The organism is Sphingomonas sp. Leaf32, assembly GCF_001421765.1.
Lineage (GTDB): Bacteria > Pseudomonadota > Alphaproteobacteria > Sphingomonadales > Sphingomonadaceae > Sphingomonas.
The window spans coordinates 68,651-82,872 of the sequence record NZ_LMLA01000007.1; the positions used below are offsets into that span (position 1 = coordinate 68,651).

11 protein-coding genes and 1 tRNA gene are annotated in these 14,222 nt (G+C 66.7%); 7 read left to right on the forward strand and 5 right to left on the reverse strand.

All coding sequences use genetic code 11. The features are described 5' to 3' along the window. Positions 1 to 179 precede the first annotated feature (179 nt). The 4 genes from ASE83_RS08115 to ASE83_RS08130 all read left to right on the forward strand — a co-directional run bounded on the left by ASE83_RS08115 (position 180) and on the right by ASE83_RS08130 (position 4,943). Entirely contained in the window at positions 180 to 2,303 is a 2,124-nt protein-coding gene (locus ASE83_RS08115; RefSeq protein ID WP_055788021.1) for a GTA baseplate fiber-binding domain-containing protein, read from the forward strand. Then, the gene (locus ASE83_RS08120; protein WP_055788024.1) at positions 2,300 to 2,800 is read left to right on the forward strand and encodes a DUF2793 domain-containing protein; all 501 of its coding nucleotides are present in this window, start codon (positions 2,300 to 2,302) and stop codon (positions 2,798 to 2,800) included. The genes ASE83_RS08115 and ASE83_RS08120 overlap by 4 nt, the downstream gene beginning before the upstream one ends. Before the next feature lie 107 nt (positions 2,801 to 2,907). Beyond that, positions 2,908 to 4,026, forward strand: a complete 1,119-nt coding sequence (locus tag ASE83_RS08125; RefSeq protein ID WP_055788026.1) for an OmpA family protein — start codon at positions 2,908 to 2,910, stop codon at positions 4,024 to 4,026. 107 nt (positions 4,027 to 4,133) lie between these two features. Next, positions 4,134 to 4,943, forward strand: coding sequence for an APH(3')-I family aminoglycoside O-phosphotransferase (locus ASE83_RS08130; RefSeq protein ID WP_055788028.1), 810 nt, complete (start codon positions 4,134 to 4,136; stop codon positions 4,941 to 4,943). A gap of 109 nt (positions 4,944 to 5,052) precedes the next feature. Here the strand turns inward: ASE83_RS08130 and ASE83_RS08135 are convergent, their stop codons facing one another. From ASE83_RS08135 to ASE83_RS08145, 3 genes are all read right to left on the reverse strand, one after another. After that, positions 5,053 to 5,766: a CPBP family intramembrane glutamic endopeptidase, BDIM_20840 family gene (locus ASE83_RS08135; RefSeq protein WP_055788030.1), complete on the reverse strand. Its 714-nt coding sequence runs from the start codon at positions 5,764 to 5,766 to the stop codon at positions 5,053 to 5,055. 82 nt (positions 5,767 to 5,848) lie between these two features. Then, positions 5,849 to 7,012 carry an AraC family transcriptional regulator gene (locus ASE83_RS08140; RefSeq protein ID WP_235513272.1) on the reverse strand — a complete coding sequence of 388 codons (1,164 nt, stop codon included), beginning with the start codon at positions 7,010 to 7,012 and terminating at the stop codon, positions 5,849 to 5,851. A gap of 117 nt (positions 7,013 to 7,129) precedes the next feature. Next, positions 7,130 to 8,107, reverse strand: coding sequence for a serine hydrolase domain-containing protein (locus tag ASE83_RS08145; RefSeq protein WP_235513271.1), 978 nt, complete (start codon positions 8,105 to 8,107; stop codon positions 7,130 to 7,132). A gap of 478 nt (positions 8,108 to 8,585) precedes the next feature. Between ASE83_RS08145 and ASE83_RS08150 the strand changes: the two genes are divergently transcribed. Further along, on the forward strand, positions 8,586 to 9,758 hold the full coding sequence (locus ASE83_RS08150) for a helix-turn-helix domain-containing protein (RefSeq protein WP_082443389.1): 1,173 nt from the start codon (positions 8,586 to 8,588) through the stop codon (positions 9,756 to 9,758). Beyond that, the gene (locus ASE83_RS08155) at positions 9,755 to 11,236 is read left to right on the forward strand and encodes a S41 family peptidase (protein WP_055788036.1); all 1,482 of its coding nucleotides are present in this window, start codon (positions 9,755 to 9,757) and stop codon (positions 11,234 to 11,236) included. The genes ASE83_RS08150 and ASE83_RS08155 overlap by 4 nt, the downstream gene beginning before the upstream one ends. 385 nt (positions 11,237 to 11,621) lie before the next feature. On the opposite strand, the gene ASE83_RS08160 is transcribed toward ASE83_RS08155, so the two are convergent. After that, a tRNA-Ser gene (locus ASE83_RS08160) sits at positions 11,622 to 11,714 on the reverse strand. A 166-nt stretch (positions 11,715 to 11,880) separates the two neighbouring features. Between ASE83_RS08160 and ASE83_RS08165 the strand changes: the two genes are divergently transcribed. Further along, positions 11,881 to 12,609, forward strand: coding sequence for a DUF1134 domain-containing protein (locus tag ASE83_RS08165; protein ID WP_082443388.1), 729 nt, complete (start codon positions 11,881 to 11,883; stop codon positions 12,607 to 12,609). Between the two features lie 266 nt (positions 12,610 to 12,875). On the opposite strand, the gene ASE83_RS08170 is transcribed toward ASE83_RS08165, so the two are convergent. Beyond that, on the reverse strand, positions 12,876 to 14,207 hold the full coding sequence (locus tag ASE83_RS08170) for a dihydroorotase (RefSeq protein WP_055788043.1): 1,332 nt from the start codon (positions 14,205 to 14,207) through the stop codon (positions 12,876 to 12,878). Between the last annotated feature and the right edge of the window lie 15 nt (positions 14,208 to 14,222).

The following is a 14,222-nucleotide window of genomic DNA, read 5'->3' on the forward strand; positions in this document are numbered from 1 at the left end:
GGAGCAGGTGGCGGCGGGCGATGTGCTGCTGATCGAAAGCGGCCCTGGACAACTGCACCTGGCGCTCGCGACCGAAGCGGGCGTGATCCACGCCGATGCAGTGGCGCGGGCGGTGGTCGAGCGGCCGGGGCCGCCGCCCTGGCCGGTGATCGGCATCTGGCGCAAACGGGAGAGTGACGATGGCGACGATGGTGCTGACGACGCTGGGCGGCGCGGTGGCGGGGCCGGCCGGGGCGGCGCTGGGCCGGATCGCGGGACAGGCGGTCGACGGGACGGTGTTCGGCGGTCCGGCGCGACAGGGGCCGAGGCTGCGGGAGTTGCAGGTGCAACTCTCCAGCTATGGCACGCAGATCTCGAAGCTGTTCGGGACGATGCGGGTGGCGGGCACGGTGATCTGGGCGACCGACCTGCGCGAGGCGGCCGCGACCAGCGGGAAGGGGGCGGCCCGGACCACGCGCTATAGCTATACCGCGTCGTTCGCGGTCGCGCTGTCGGCGCGGCCGATCCGGGGCATCCGCCGCATCTGGGCCGAGGGGAAGCTGTTGCGTGGGGCGGCGGGCGACTGGAAGACGCGCACCGGTTTCCGCTGGTATCCGGGCGACGAGGCGCAGATGCCCGACCCGCTGATCGCGAGCCTGGTCGGGATCGGGAACGCCCCGGCGCATCGCGGCATGGCCTATGCAGTGTTCGAGGATCTGGCGCTGGCCGATTTCGGCAATCGCATCCCGTCGCTGACCTTCGAGGTGGAGGCGGATGCCGCCCCGATGGCGGTCGGAACGATCGTCGCGGCGCTGGGCGGCGGGGCGATCCGCGCCGGGGCGGTGGGGCCGTTGCTGGCCGGCTATGCCGCCAGCGGCGAACGGGTGCGCGACGCGGTGGAGGCGATCGTCGAGCCGCTGGGCGGATGGTATGCCGCCGAGGGCGACGGCATAGCGCTGCGCATCGGTGCGGGACCGGCGCGGATGCTGCCCGATACGGCACTGGCCGTAGAGGCGCCCGCCTGGCGCCGGCCGCCGGGCGTGCCGGCCGATGTCGCCATCGCCTATCACGATCCGGCGCGCGATTATCAGGCGGGGGTACAGCAGGTGGTGCGGCCCGGCGGGGCGGGGCGGATGCTGCGGATCGAGCTGCCCGCCGCGATGGATGCGGCGACAGCGGCCGGGATCGCCGCCGACCGGGCGGCGCGCGAGGGCGCGGCGCGCGACGTGCGGACCGTGGCGCTCGACTGGCGGGCGATCGATGTCGCGCCGGGCGACCGGGTGACGCTGTCGGACGATCCGGGCCTGTGGCGGGTACGGCGGTCGCGGATCGAGGCGATGCGGATCACGCTGGAGCTGGTCCGGATCACGTCCGCCGGACAGGCCGGGCGTCCGGCGACGGGCACGGCGCAACTGGCGGCGGACGTGCTGACGGGCCGGACGGCGCTGCGGCTGGTCGAGCTGCCCGGCGAGGATGCGGGCGCGGTGCCATGGGTCGGCGTGGTGGCGGCCGGTACTGCACCGGGCTGGCGCCGCGCGACGCTGTCGGTCGGGAGCGATGCGGACGGGTGGCGCGAGATCGGCGACACCGCCGCCGCCGGCGTGTTCGGAACGGTGACGGTACCGCCTGCGCCGGGCAGCGCGCTGGTCGAGGATCGGGCATCGGCGGTCGAGGTCCTGCTGCTGCACGACGGCATGATGCTGGACGGCATCGATGCGGCGGCGGTGGACCGGGGCGGCAATGCGGCGCTGGTCGGCGACGAGATCATCCAGTTCGGATCGGCGGTACGGATCGGTCCGGCACGGTGGCTGCTGTCGCGATTGTGGCGGGGGCGACGCGCGACCGAGGCGGCGATGGCGACCCATCGCGCGGGCGAGCGGTTCGTGCTGCTCGACGCGGCGACTCTCCGCCGGATCGACGGCGTGGGCGTCGGGACCCCGGTCGGCGTAGTGGCGACCGGCATCGACGCGGCGGATGTCGCCACCGCGACCGTCACGCCGAACGGTGAATGGCTGGTCCCGCCGGCGCCGGTGCACCTGTCGATCACGACAGATGGCGACGGCCCGCTGCTGCGGTGGGTCCGCCGGACGCGGCTGTTCGTGCCGTGGCGTGACGGCGTGGACATGCCGCTGGTCGAGGAGCGCGAGGCGTATCGGCTGAGCATCGTCGATGCGGCCGGCACGCTGCGGTCGTTCGAGCTGGCCGAGCCGCAATGGCGCCTGGCCGACGGGACCGGTCCGGTGACGATCGAGGTTCGCCAGATCGGGACCAACGGCCTCTCGCCCCCTGCAACCCTGTCCTATTCCCCGGAGACGTCGCGATGAACGAGTTGACCCACCGCCTTGCCCTGCCGCTGTTGCACAGTGCGCAGGCGCACAAGGAAATGGTGCATAACGAAGCGCTTATGCTGATCGACCTGCTGTTGCACGGATGCGTCTCCGGTGTCGCACTGGACGTGCCACCGGCCCAACCGGTGGTCGGGCAATGCTGGATCGTCGGTCCCGCGCCGAGCGGGGTATGGAGCGGGCGCACGGACCAGATCGCGGGGATGACTGATGGCGGCTGGCGTTTCGTCGTGCCGCGTGAGGGGATGCGGCTGTGGTGGATCGGCGGCGAAACGACCGTGGAGTTCCGCGGCGGTGCGTGGCGGCGCGGGGAGGTGCGGGCGCAGCGGATCATGGTCGACGGCGTGCCGGTCGTGGGCGCGCAACAGCCGGCGATCACGTCGCCCGTCGGCGGGACGACGCGCGACGAAGAGGCGCGGGCGACCCTTTCGGCGGTCCTATCCGCGCTCCGGGCGCATGGCCTGATCGCTGCCTGAATCCGTGATATTCCTGCAACACCACAGAATTTGTGCGCTTGCGTGGAAACTAACGCTTCGGTACTTGGTTTGCGCTGTCCGTAGGACAACTGTGAAAGGGGACTAGAATGCGGAAGCTTGCCGTCACATTGGCGCTCGCGACCACTGCGCTCGCAACTCCCGCCCTCGCCCGCGACAACGCGTGGTATGTGGGTGTGGAAGGCGGCGCGATGATCGTCGAAGACATCGATTACGATCTGACCACGCCGGCCGGTGGCGTCACCACCGTCGATAGCAACTATGGCTACGACGTTGGCGGCACCGTTGGTTACGACTTCGGCGCGCTGCGCGTCGAAGCCGAAGTTGCGTACAAGAGCGCAACCGTCGACGAACTGCGCACGACCGGTTCGATCGCGACCGGCCCGACCACCTCGGTCGGTGCTGGCACCTATAGCGGCGGTGGCCGCACCTCGGCGCTGTCGTTCATGGCGAATGCCCTGCTCGACTTCGGTGACGACGACGCCATCAGCGGCTTCGTCGGCGGCGGTGCCGGTGTCGCTCGCGTCAAGGCCAGCGACTATCGCGTGAACAACGCGTTCGCGGCACTCGACGATTCGGACACCGTGTTCGCATGGCAGGCTCTGGCGGGTATCCGCGCGCCGCTGAGCGAAAATGTCGACGTGTCGCTGAAGTATCGCTTCTTCAACGCCGATGACGTTCGCCTCGTGAACGTTCGTGGCGTTGGCTATGACGGTCGTTTCCGGTCGCACAGCCTGCTGGGTGGCCTGACCTTCAACTTCGGTGCGCCGACCCCGCCGCCGCCGCCGCCGCCGCCGGTCGAAACGCCGCCGCCGCCGCCGCCGCCGGTCGAAACGCCGCCGCCGCCGCCGGTCGTCTGCACGCCTGGGCCGTACATCGTGTTCTTCGAATGGGATAAGTCGGACGTCACGCCGGAAGCGGCTGGCATTCTCGACAACGCCATCTCGAACTACCAGTCGTGTGGCAACGCGCAGGTCATGCTGGCCGGTCACGCCGACCGTTCGGGTTCGGCTTCGTACAACGTCGGTCTGTCGCAGCGTCGCGCTGACTCGGTCCGTGCGTACATGGAAGGCCGTGGCATCTCGGGTGGTTCGATCTCGACCGAAGCGTTCGGTGAAGGCCGTCCGCGCGTCGAAACCGCCGACGGTGTTCGCGAACTGCAGAACCGTCGCGTGGAAATCACCTACGGTCCGGGTTCGGGCATGTAATTCCACTTCTTCGGAAGTTGAATTTCGGAAGGGAGGTCGGGCAACCGGCCTCCCTTTTCGTTTGTCGGCTGTCGGGCGATGATGCTCGGGTATCGATCGGTGGAGTGATGATGGAGCGGGACGTCCTTTGCGCACCGGTAGCTGTGCCGGCAGGGCTGGCGGAACAGGTCGCCGGTTATCGCTGGTCGCGGGATCAGATCGGTGAGTCGGGCAGTGCCGTCTATCGTTTGTCGGGCCAGGCGGGGGCACCCGATCTCTTCCTGAAGCACGGGCAGGGTGACGCCGCCGGCGACGTTGTCGATGAAATGGTCCGGCTGCGCTGGCTGACAGGCCGGCTGGCGGTGCCGCATCTGGTCGGTTTCGTCGCGGCGGCGGACGACGCCTGGCTGCTGACGGCGGCATTGGCGGGGGAAACCGCGTGGCAGGTGCTGGACCGCGCGCCTGGACAGCGGGAGCAGGTGGTCGATGTGCTGGCTGCCTTCCTGCGGACGCTGCACGCATTGCCGGTCGCGGCGTGTCCGTTCGATAGCGGTATCGAACGGCGGCTATGGCTTGCCCGCCAGCGGATCGACGCCGGGTTGGTCGACGAAGACGATTTTGACGACGTCCGCGCTAGATGGTCCGCGCAACAGGTGTGGGATGCGCTGCAAAATCATATGCCGATGACGCCCGATCCCGTCGTCACCCATGGCGATTTCTCGCTCGACAACATCCTGCTGCACGAAGGGCGGGTGACGGGCTGCATCGACCTTGGTCGCGTCGGCGTTGCCGATCGCTATCAGGACCTGGCGATCCTATCCTCCAATTTGACGGAGTTTGGCGGTACGCTGCCTGCACGGCTTTTCACCCGTTATGGCATCGATGCGGTCGACCGGGCCAAGGTCGAGGTGCACTTGTTGCTCGATGAGCTGTTCTAAGGGTCGGAAACCATTGATGCGATGGTCGTGATCTGACTCACCTTCTGTTTCTCTAGAGTCGTGTTTGCTGCCGACGTCAGCTTCCGGTGCTGACCAACAAGTCTCAAACTTAGGCCAGCAGCGAGAACGAATTACCGAAATTGTGGAGTAGGATCGGCAGGAGCAGGCTTCCCGTGCGCAGGCGCAGCCAGACGGCGATGAACGAAGGAATGGCGGTCAGCGCCATTGTCATGGGGTCGAAGTGGAAGCTGCCATGCGAAAAGCCTAAGGCGTGCGCCATCCCGAACAGGACGCATGATAACACAGCACCCCATCCCCAATCGACCCCAAGGAACCGCTTCCTGCCGGTGAATGCCTGATCGAGCGCGAACAGCAGGATACCCCGGTAGAAGGGTTCCTCCTCAAAACCCGGCATCGTCAGCTGAAAGGCGATTTCCTCGCCGCTGGCCTGCCCGCCGGGAAAGGCCACCGCGACCATGACGAAGAAGGCGCAATAGAGCGCCGCCACGGGCAACGCGGCCTTCAGGCTGCCGGGCGCCTGTGCGATCGTCAGGCCGACACGACGCAAACCGAATGCAGGGGACAAGGCGATGGCAAGCGTTGTGGCGAGCGCCAGAAGCTTGCCTTGCCAGTTCCACTCGCCGCCGATCAGGTCAGACAGCGATCCGTAGGCGCGGGTAAGAAGCGCATCGTTGATCGCCACGAGCAGCGCCGCGATCAGCAGCCAGCGCACGGAGAAGCGTTGCCGATCGGTGCATCCCACCAGTGTGCCCAGGATGAGGAGAAGCCCCACCGTTCCTCCCAAGCCGATCAGTCCGTTCATGCGCCTGCTTTCGTCGTCTGCAATGAAGACCTGCTATCTTTGCATCAGCGGATTGCCCTCTCAAAAGTGGGCATTTCGTTCCTCACAACCCGGCATTTACCAGATGCGTGGCGTTCGATCCGTCCTGGTGCGCAGCGGCCCGGTAGTCGCTGGGGGTGCGCCCTTCGACTGCCCTAAAGGCACGGTTGAAGCTGGCGAGCGAGGCAAAACCGCTATCGAGCGCGACGGTGATGAGTTTGTCGTCCCGATCCCGATCGCTCAGCAATCGACGCGCCTCCGTCACCCGATACTGGTTCAGGAACGTGCGGAAATGATCGTAGCCCAGCTCGTGGTTAATGAGCGTTCGTACGGTACGTTCCGACGCTCCCATGCGCTCGACGAAAGTTGCAAAGGTCAGTTCGGGATCGAGGAACACGCGATCCGTTTCCATCAGATCGGAGAGCCGGCGATGCAATTCGCCGGCATGGCGGCGGCCGGCTTGGGGCGCTGCTTCCGCTGGCGATGATGCTTCATCGGTGACGCCGAACGGCAGCAGGTCGGGGCGCACGATCAGCAGCTTGCCGGCCAGCCACACGGCAAAGGTGAGCGCCATCGCGTTCTGGGTAATGGCGAACGCGAGCGGACGCCATGCGAAACCGAACAGCGCATCCGCCGCCAGATCGACGAACAGCATTCCGCCAAGCAGGACCGCGACCATGATCCGAGCGTCATGGCGTTGCGGGATCAGGTCGCCCCGACGTTCGGCCAGCAGCCGCCAGACCAGATGGCCGACGATCGCAAAGCCCAGAGCCACCAGCAGGAACGACAGCCCCTTGCCCGCAAGCACGTCGCCGAGCAGCCCGCGATCCAGACCGGCGATGGCGGCCCAAGCTATGCCAACAATCAGCACGCCGCCGCCCAATCTGAACCGGCTATCGAAGCAGGACAGACAGAACCACCACAAGAAGATGACGGCAAAGCCGCTCACGGTATGAGCGGCGGCCCCGATCGTGTCGGTCGGGACGAGCGTTGGTAACGGCGTGTTGCCGATCACGAAGCCGGCAAGGCATATCGCCAAGGGAGCGAACAGAACGGCGGGCAAGCCAACCTGCTTCCGTGCGCCGAACAGGAGCCATGCCAGCAGAAGGATCGCGGCGACAGCACCCGCCCGGATCGCGGCGTCAAGTTGGCCTATGTTCATTCCGGCACGATACGGAAAGGCTTGGCGGTAGACCACAGGGTGAGGGCCGGTGGCGGTCTCGATCAACTGCTACAATGGGAAAGCCCCTGACCATCCAGATTGCCGCTTCACGACGGGAAGCCGTCGGAAGCGGCCTAACGGCAATGCGCTGTTGCTCGGCGGTCGTCATGCCGCATGGTCCTGTCAGGTCATCTGCCCGCAGAGGAAGGCGATCAGCCGCGGGTCGCTGCCGGTGCGTTCGAGGATAGGTATGATGACCCGCCATCCATTGTCGCTATTGGTCAGGATGACGATCCCGTCACCGTCCGCGCGATTTATCGCTGCGAAGGTGAACGCCCCGGCATCCTTGCCGGTGTGGAGCATCGTCGTCCCGCCGGGGAAGCCGAGGAGCTGCCAGCCCAGGCCGAAGCCGGTCCATGGCGGACAAGTGGTCGCCTTCGCTCCGGCGCACACCCCGGGCGTCAGGTCGGCGTGCGATCTGCTGCGCTCTGACGCGACGAAAGCGGCCATGCCCCGGTCGTTGCGGACTTCGATCAGGAAGCGGGCATAATCGCGCGCCGTCGCATGGGCCAGGTCGGCGGCATTGAAGCGCGTCACCGGCGCGACGGGCAGCGGTTTGCCTTCTTCGTCATGGGGCATGGCGAGGGGCGCCGTCGCACCTTGCGCAGAGACATAACCCGATGCACGCATATGGGCCGGGGCGAATAACCAACGCTTCGCCAGCGCCTCGAACGACTGCCCGGTGCGACGTTCGGCGTAGCGCGCCGCATATTGATACCCCTCGCCCGAATACCCCGTGGTCGTGCCGGGATCATGATCGAAGGCCAGTCCCTTCGCATCGCGCCAGTTCGGCAACCCGGTGCGGTGGCTCAGCGCCATGCGGACCGTCAGCTTCGCCCGCCGAGGATCGCGCGCCAGATCGGGGTCGCTCCAATAGCGATCCATCGGCTCGTCGAGCGACAGCCTGCCGGCCGACACCAGCCGCAGGATGATCTCCGCCGTCAGCGGCTTCGTCAGCGATGCGAGGTTGTAGGGCGTGGCGACGGTCGCGGGTCGGTGCGGGCCAGCCATGCCCCATGCACCCGTCGAGACGATCCGTCCGTTGCGGATCAAGGCGACCGACGCGCTCTCCACATGCTGTTCCCGGAGGATCGTGGTCATATCCGGCAACGAGGCATGTGGTCTGGCTTCTGCCATCGACGCGTACGCCAGCGTCGCCATCATGGCGCCAGCAACGATCCGTCCCGGCACATTAGCTGTATTGCTCATGTGCAACAGTTAGCGAGGTCGACCCGTAGCAGCAACCTAGGGCTGATCGACATTCACCGGTCTATCTTCACCCCGGACGTGTTCCGGGGTCCATTTCGCCGCAATCGCGGTTTCTAGAGGCTCACACAGTACCGATTGCCGCGCCGTAGACCCCGGAACACGTCCGGGGTGACGAAATAGAATGTGAATGTCGACCCGCTCTGGATCGTCTCGATCCCGATCGCCGTTCGTTGGCCAAGTAGCCCGACACCGTTCAAGGCCACGGGTAACTCTCGCAGAGCGAACGGATTGGCTGAAAAACCGGTTGCAGACAGCCAAGGTCCAGCGATCGCTGGCTGCGACGGAACGCAAGAAATGCTAGCGGTCGGCGATGGACCTCGTCTTTGGCTGGCGCAGCGCCATGCTGCTCTCCGCAACGGTCGTGCTGCTGCCATTGGCTGCGGCATTGGCGTCGAGCCTGCGCAATCGACGGGCGAACCGGACGCTGGCGCTTATGATCCTCGTCCTCGTCGGCGTCTTCACGCCGTGGCTCATCGGGTTCGCGGGCTTCTACGATCGCTGGCGCTGGCTGACGTTTCTCCCGGTCGCGGTGCCGTTGTTGGTCCCGGCCTTGCTGCGCTTCTACGTCCACGCCCTGATGGGCGATACGCTGCCGCCGCGATGGCGGGCCATGCTTGTACCCGGAATAGTCGAATTCGGTTTCCAGGCGATCAGCTTCTGCCTGCCGATGCCCTGGAAGGACCACTGGGCGGATATCGCCTTCTTGGTCTTCACGCCGATCTTCTCGCTCGCGCTGATCGGCAGTTTCGCGATGCACATCGTCGCATCGCTGCGGCTGTTGCGGCGCTATCGCAGGGCGCTGGCCCATGTCGTCGGTGACGATGCGCGCTTTGCTGCGCGCTGGTTGTCCACTGCGATCGCCGCCTTCGGGCTGTTATGGAGCATCTGGGCGGCGGTGCTGATCTGGGACTGGTTCGATCCGCTCGGCTATACCGGACTGATGTGGCTGTATCTGATGATCGCGGCCGCCGCGCTGTTTCTCGCGATCGAGGGGTGGCGGCATGGTGGTGCGCCGTTTCCCGAGCTGTCGACGCTCGAACGCCGTCCGGCGGCGCATGACAAGGGGCCTGCGCGCGACTGGGCACGACAGGGTGCCGAATGGGCCGAGCGGACCCGCGCCGCCGGGTGGGCGAACGACCCTGATATCGACGTGGCGACGCTTGCCCGGCTGCTGGGCACCAACACCGCCTATCTGTCGCGCGCGTTGAACGAGGGTCTGGGTCTGAACTATGCGGCGTTCATAAATGGATTGCGCAGTCGCGCCGTCATCGCGCGCCTCGACGCGGGCGACACGCGCGACGTATTGAGCCTCGCGCTGGAGGTAGGGTTCGCGTCGAAGGCCAGCTTCAACCGGGCGTTCCGGGCCACGACCGGCATGACGCCTTCGCAGTATCGGACCCAGGTCGCAGAAACGAAAAACCATGCGGCGTTGCCGGAAATGAGGCGACCGGACGCGGTTCCGCCGTCCATTCCCAGCGCATGAACCGACGCGATCTGCTTGCGGCCCTTGCCGCGCTTCCACTGGTCTCTTGCCCTACACGCGCCATCGCCGCGCCCGATGCCGCGGGTATTGCCGAGGATGTCGCTGTGCTGCGCGCGGCGATGGCGATCCATCCGGGGCTGCACCGTTATCTGTCGCCGGGCGATGTCGCTCGCCATCTTGCAGCCTTCGAGCGTGACTATGCCGCCGGCGCACGGGCGGGGTCGTGCGAGCGTTGTTTCCTCGTTTTGTCCCGGTTCCTGACCACGATCCGCTGCGGACACAGCTATCCCAATTTCTTCAACCAGCGTGATCCGGCGGTAAAGGCGCTGTTCGACCGTCCGACCCGGTTGCCGTTCGACTTCGAATGGATCGGGCGATCGATGGTCGTCACCGCCGACCATAGCGGAACCGGCGCGTTGCCGCGCGGGTCGCATATCCTGTCAGTCGACGGACGAGGTGCTGGCGACATTCTCGACGCGTTGATGCCCTATACCCGTGCCGACGGGCATAATGACGGCAAGCGTCGCTCGCTGCTTGGCGTACGGGGGGCGGAGGACATCGAATATTTCGATGTCTTCCAGGGGCTGCTGTTGCCACCCAAAGGGGGCGTGCGCCGTCTGTCGGTGCGGCGACCGGATGGCCGGGAAAGGCGTCTGGAGGTGCCCGCGATCGGTATTGCCGCGCGGCAGGCGACGATGACCCGCGTGCGCGAGGACAGCGATGCCCCGCGCTGGACCTACTGGGTGCGACCGGACGGCGTGGCGGTGCTGGACATGCCCGGTTGGGCGATGTGGAACTCCAAATGGGACTGGCGACGCTGGCTGTCCGACCGCCTCGACGATGCGGCGACCACGCGCGGTCTGGTGATCGACCTGCGCCGCAACGAGGGCGGCGACGATTGCGGCGATCCGATCCTCGCGCGGTTGATCGAGCGCGATCTGGTCGGTTGGACGTTCGAAACGAAAGTGCGGTTTCGCGAGGTGCCGGCAGCGCTGGCGCCGCACGTCTCCACCTGGGATAACCGGTTCCGTCGCCTCGGCGTCGGCGGTACCGATCTGGGCGATGGCTGGTACGGCCTGCCCGAACGCGAGAACCAACTGCCGATCCGCCCGGACGCGAAGCGCCTGGGCGTACCCGTCGCCGCGCTGATCGGCCCGGCGAACAGTTCGGCGACCTTCGGCTTCATCAACGCGGCGCGTGCCAGCGGCCGGATCAGGCTGCTTGGCGAAGCGACCGGTGGCAACCGGCGCGGGATCAATGGCGGGGGCTTCTTCTTCACGACGCTGCCCGGCAGCGGGATCGAGTTCGACCTGCCGCTGATCGGCTATTTCCCGTCGACGCCGCAGCCCGATGCCGGCATCGAACCGGATGTCCGCATCCCTCTGACGGCGGATGCGATCGCGGCGGGCACCGATCCTGCACTGGAAGCCGCAGCGACATGGTTGGCCGAACGTAGTGTGCGTCCGCATTCCGGCTAGTCCAATCCGCTGGTTGCCGGAACATTGCCTTGCGATCGCGGGGAGGCTTGGCCGCTTTTCGAGCCATCCGTTGCGTTCGAAATGGGTAGCTGCTCTAGGATCAGCTATCCTCGAGTTGCCATTTTACGCGGGAATGATTTGCACGTCGCGCTTCCATGTCGGTGGATGCGTCGTGCCGATCAAGCTCGCAGTAAGCCGCGATCGAGCGGTCTTAGACATCGAGAAAATAGCTTCGCGATAGAGCCGGTACCATCGGTATCTTGCCGGAAATCGGGTCTTACCCTTCCGCCAGCGTCTAGCTAGTCGATGGGCGTTGACACGAATAGGACGCAGAGATGCGATGCCGCCCATTCCCGATGCAGATACAACCACATGCCGATCAGAATGGCGGAGACGGAGGGATTCGAACCCTCGGTAGGAGTAATCCCCCTACGGCGGTTTAGCAAACCGCTGGTTTCAGCCACTCACCCACGTCTCCCAAGCGCGCAGCGCTGCTTGGAGAGCGGGCCTATAGCGGGGGAATGGGCGGCGATCAACACCCTACGTTGATCGTAATTCGACGCCGCCCGGCCGCGCGTTCATTGCAGGGACAGCTACCTGGCGACTATCGTGCGCGGGACGGGCATGATTGCGGGGAACGAGTGATGAAACGGTTGATCGGATGGATGGCGCCGCTGCTGGTGCTGGCGGTGCCGGCCCAGGCGCAGGTGCGGACCGTCGATCCCAACGATGCGATCGATGGCGATCTGGCCCCGCAGCAACGGGCGCCTGCGCCTGCGCCAAGGTCGACCGTGCCGCCCGCCTATGAGTCCGCACCGGCCCAGCCGCAGCAGCAGACGCCGCCGCCCGTACAGCAATCACCGAGTACGACCGCGACATCGGCGGCGAACGACACGTTCGAGCGTGAGGATCTGATCGGCGCGGCCGAGGGGGTGTTCGGGCGCGGGGCCGAGGGGCTGGCCGGAATCCTGGAAAATATCCTGAAGGACCAGGGCAAGCCCAACGCCTATATCGCCGGCCGCGAGGCGGCGGGCGCGTTCGTTGTCGGGTTGCGCTACGGATCGGGCGTGATGAACCACAAGGTCGAGGGGCAGCGGCCGGTCTATTGGACCGGACCCTCGGTCGGGTTCGATGTCGGCGGCGACGCAACCAAGGTCTTCGTGCTGGTCTACAACCTGTATGATTCGCAGGAACTGTACAAACGCTTCCCGGCGGCCGAGGGGCGGGCCTATTTCGTCGGCGGGTTCTCCGCGAGCTATCTGCGGCGGGGGGACGTGGTGCTGATCCCCGTGCGACTGGGCGTCGGATGGCGGCTGGGGGCGAATGTCGGGTATATGCGGTTCAGCGAGAAGCAGAGGTGGCTGCCGTTTTAAGGCGCAGGGCGGCCCGCAACTGCGGGACTCGCCCCAGCCCGGCCGGCGGCTGAAAGCCGACCGACGACGCGGGCTTTGCCCGCGGCGCTGGCGATCGAAACGTCATCCCGTTTACAGTCTTTCGAGCGGCTGCCGTCGTTCGCTCCTCGTAGAGATTCCGGCCTTCGCTGGGATGACGCTCAGGCGGGGGCCGTAGATCCATATCAAAAGAAGCGGGACCCCGGGTCAAGCCCGGGGTGACGATGGTGGTATCGTCCTGATCCCTCTCAGCCCCCCGGAAACGCGGTCGATTCGAACCGCACCGGCGCGCCCTGAGCCTCACCGACCAGTTGCGCTTCCCACATCGCGGTCCGGCCGCGCACGATGGTCCCGACCGGCCGGCCGGTCAGCGTGTCGCCGGTGAAGGGCGACCAGCCCGCGCGCGAGGCGAGCCACGATTCCTCGATGGTCCAGCGTTGCTTCAGGTCGACGACGGTGAAGTCGGCGTCATAGCCGAACGCGATCCGCCCCTTGCCGGCCAGCCCGAAGATGCGCTGCGCCCCGGCGCTGGTCAGGTCGATCAGGCGTGCGAGCGTCAGCCGTCCCTCCGCGACATGGTTCAGCAGCAGCGGCAGCAGCGTCTGGACGCCCGGCATCCCGCTGGGGGTGGCGGGGTAGCGCTTGGCCTTTTCCTCGATCGTGTGCGGCGCATGGTCGGAACCGATCACGTCGGGCACGCCCTGCGTCAGCCAGTGCCACAGCCCGTCGCGATGCGCAGCCGACCGGATCGGCGGGTTCATCTGGGCATAGGTGCCAAGGCGCGGATAGGCGTCCTCGCCCGCCAGCGTCAGATGCTGCGGCGTGACCTCGCAAGAGGCGATGTCCTTGTTCACGCCCAGGAGTTCCAGCTCGGCCGGGGTGGTGACGTGCAGGACGTGCACGCGCCGCCCGGCCTCACGCGCCAGCCGCAGGATGCGGCGGGTGGCGATCAGCGCGCTTTCATCGTCGCGCCAGACGGGGTGCGAGGCGGGATCGCCGCTCACCCGCTCGCCCTCGCGCGCGATCATCCGCATCTCGTCCTCGGCATGGATCGCCACGCGGCGATGCCCGGAGCGCAGCACGCGCAGCAGGTCGTCATCCTCTGACACCAGCAGGTCGCCGGTCGACGATCCCATGAAGATCTTGACGCCGGCGGTGCCGGGCAGCCGCTCCAGCTCGGCCAGATGGTTCGCGTTGCGCGCGGTGGCACCGACGTAGAAGGCGTGGTCGCAATACATCCGCCCCTTGGCGCGGGCGAGCTTGTCGGCGATCGCGTCCTCGGTATCGGTCGCGGGCTTGGTGTTCGGCATTTCGAACACGGCGGTCACGCCGCCCATCACCGCCGCGATCGATCCGGTGACGAGGTCTTCCTTATGCTCCAGTCCGGGTTCGCGGAAATGGACCTGCGTGTCGATGACGCCCGGCAGGATGTCGAGGCCGGTACAGTCGATCGTCTCGCCCGCGTCGCCGGCCACGCCGATGCCGGCGATCCGCCCGTCGACGATGCCGATATCGACCTGTGCCGGGCCGGAGGGAAGGTGGACGGTGCCACCGGTGAGCTTGGTATCGAAGGTCGCCATTGCCGCCTCTTGTGG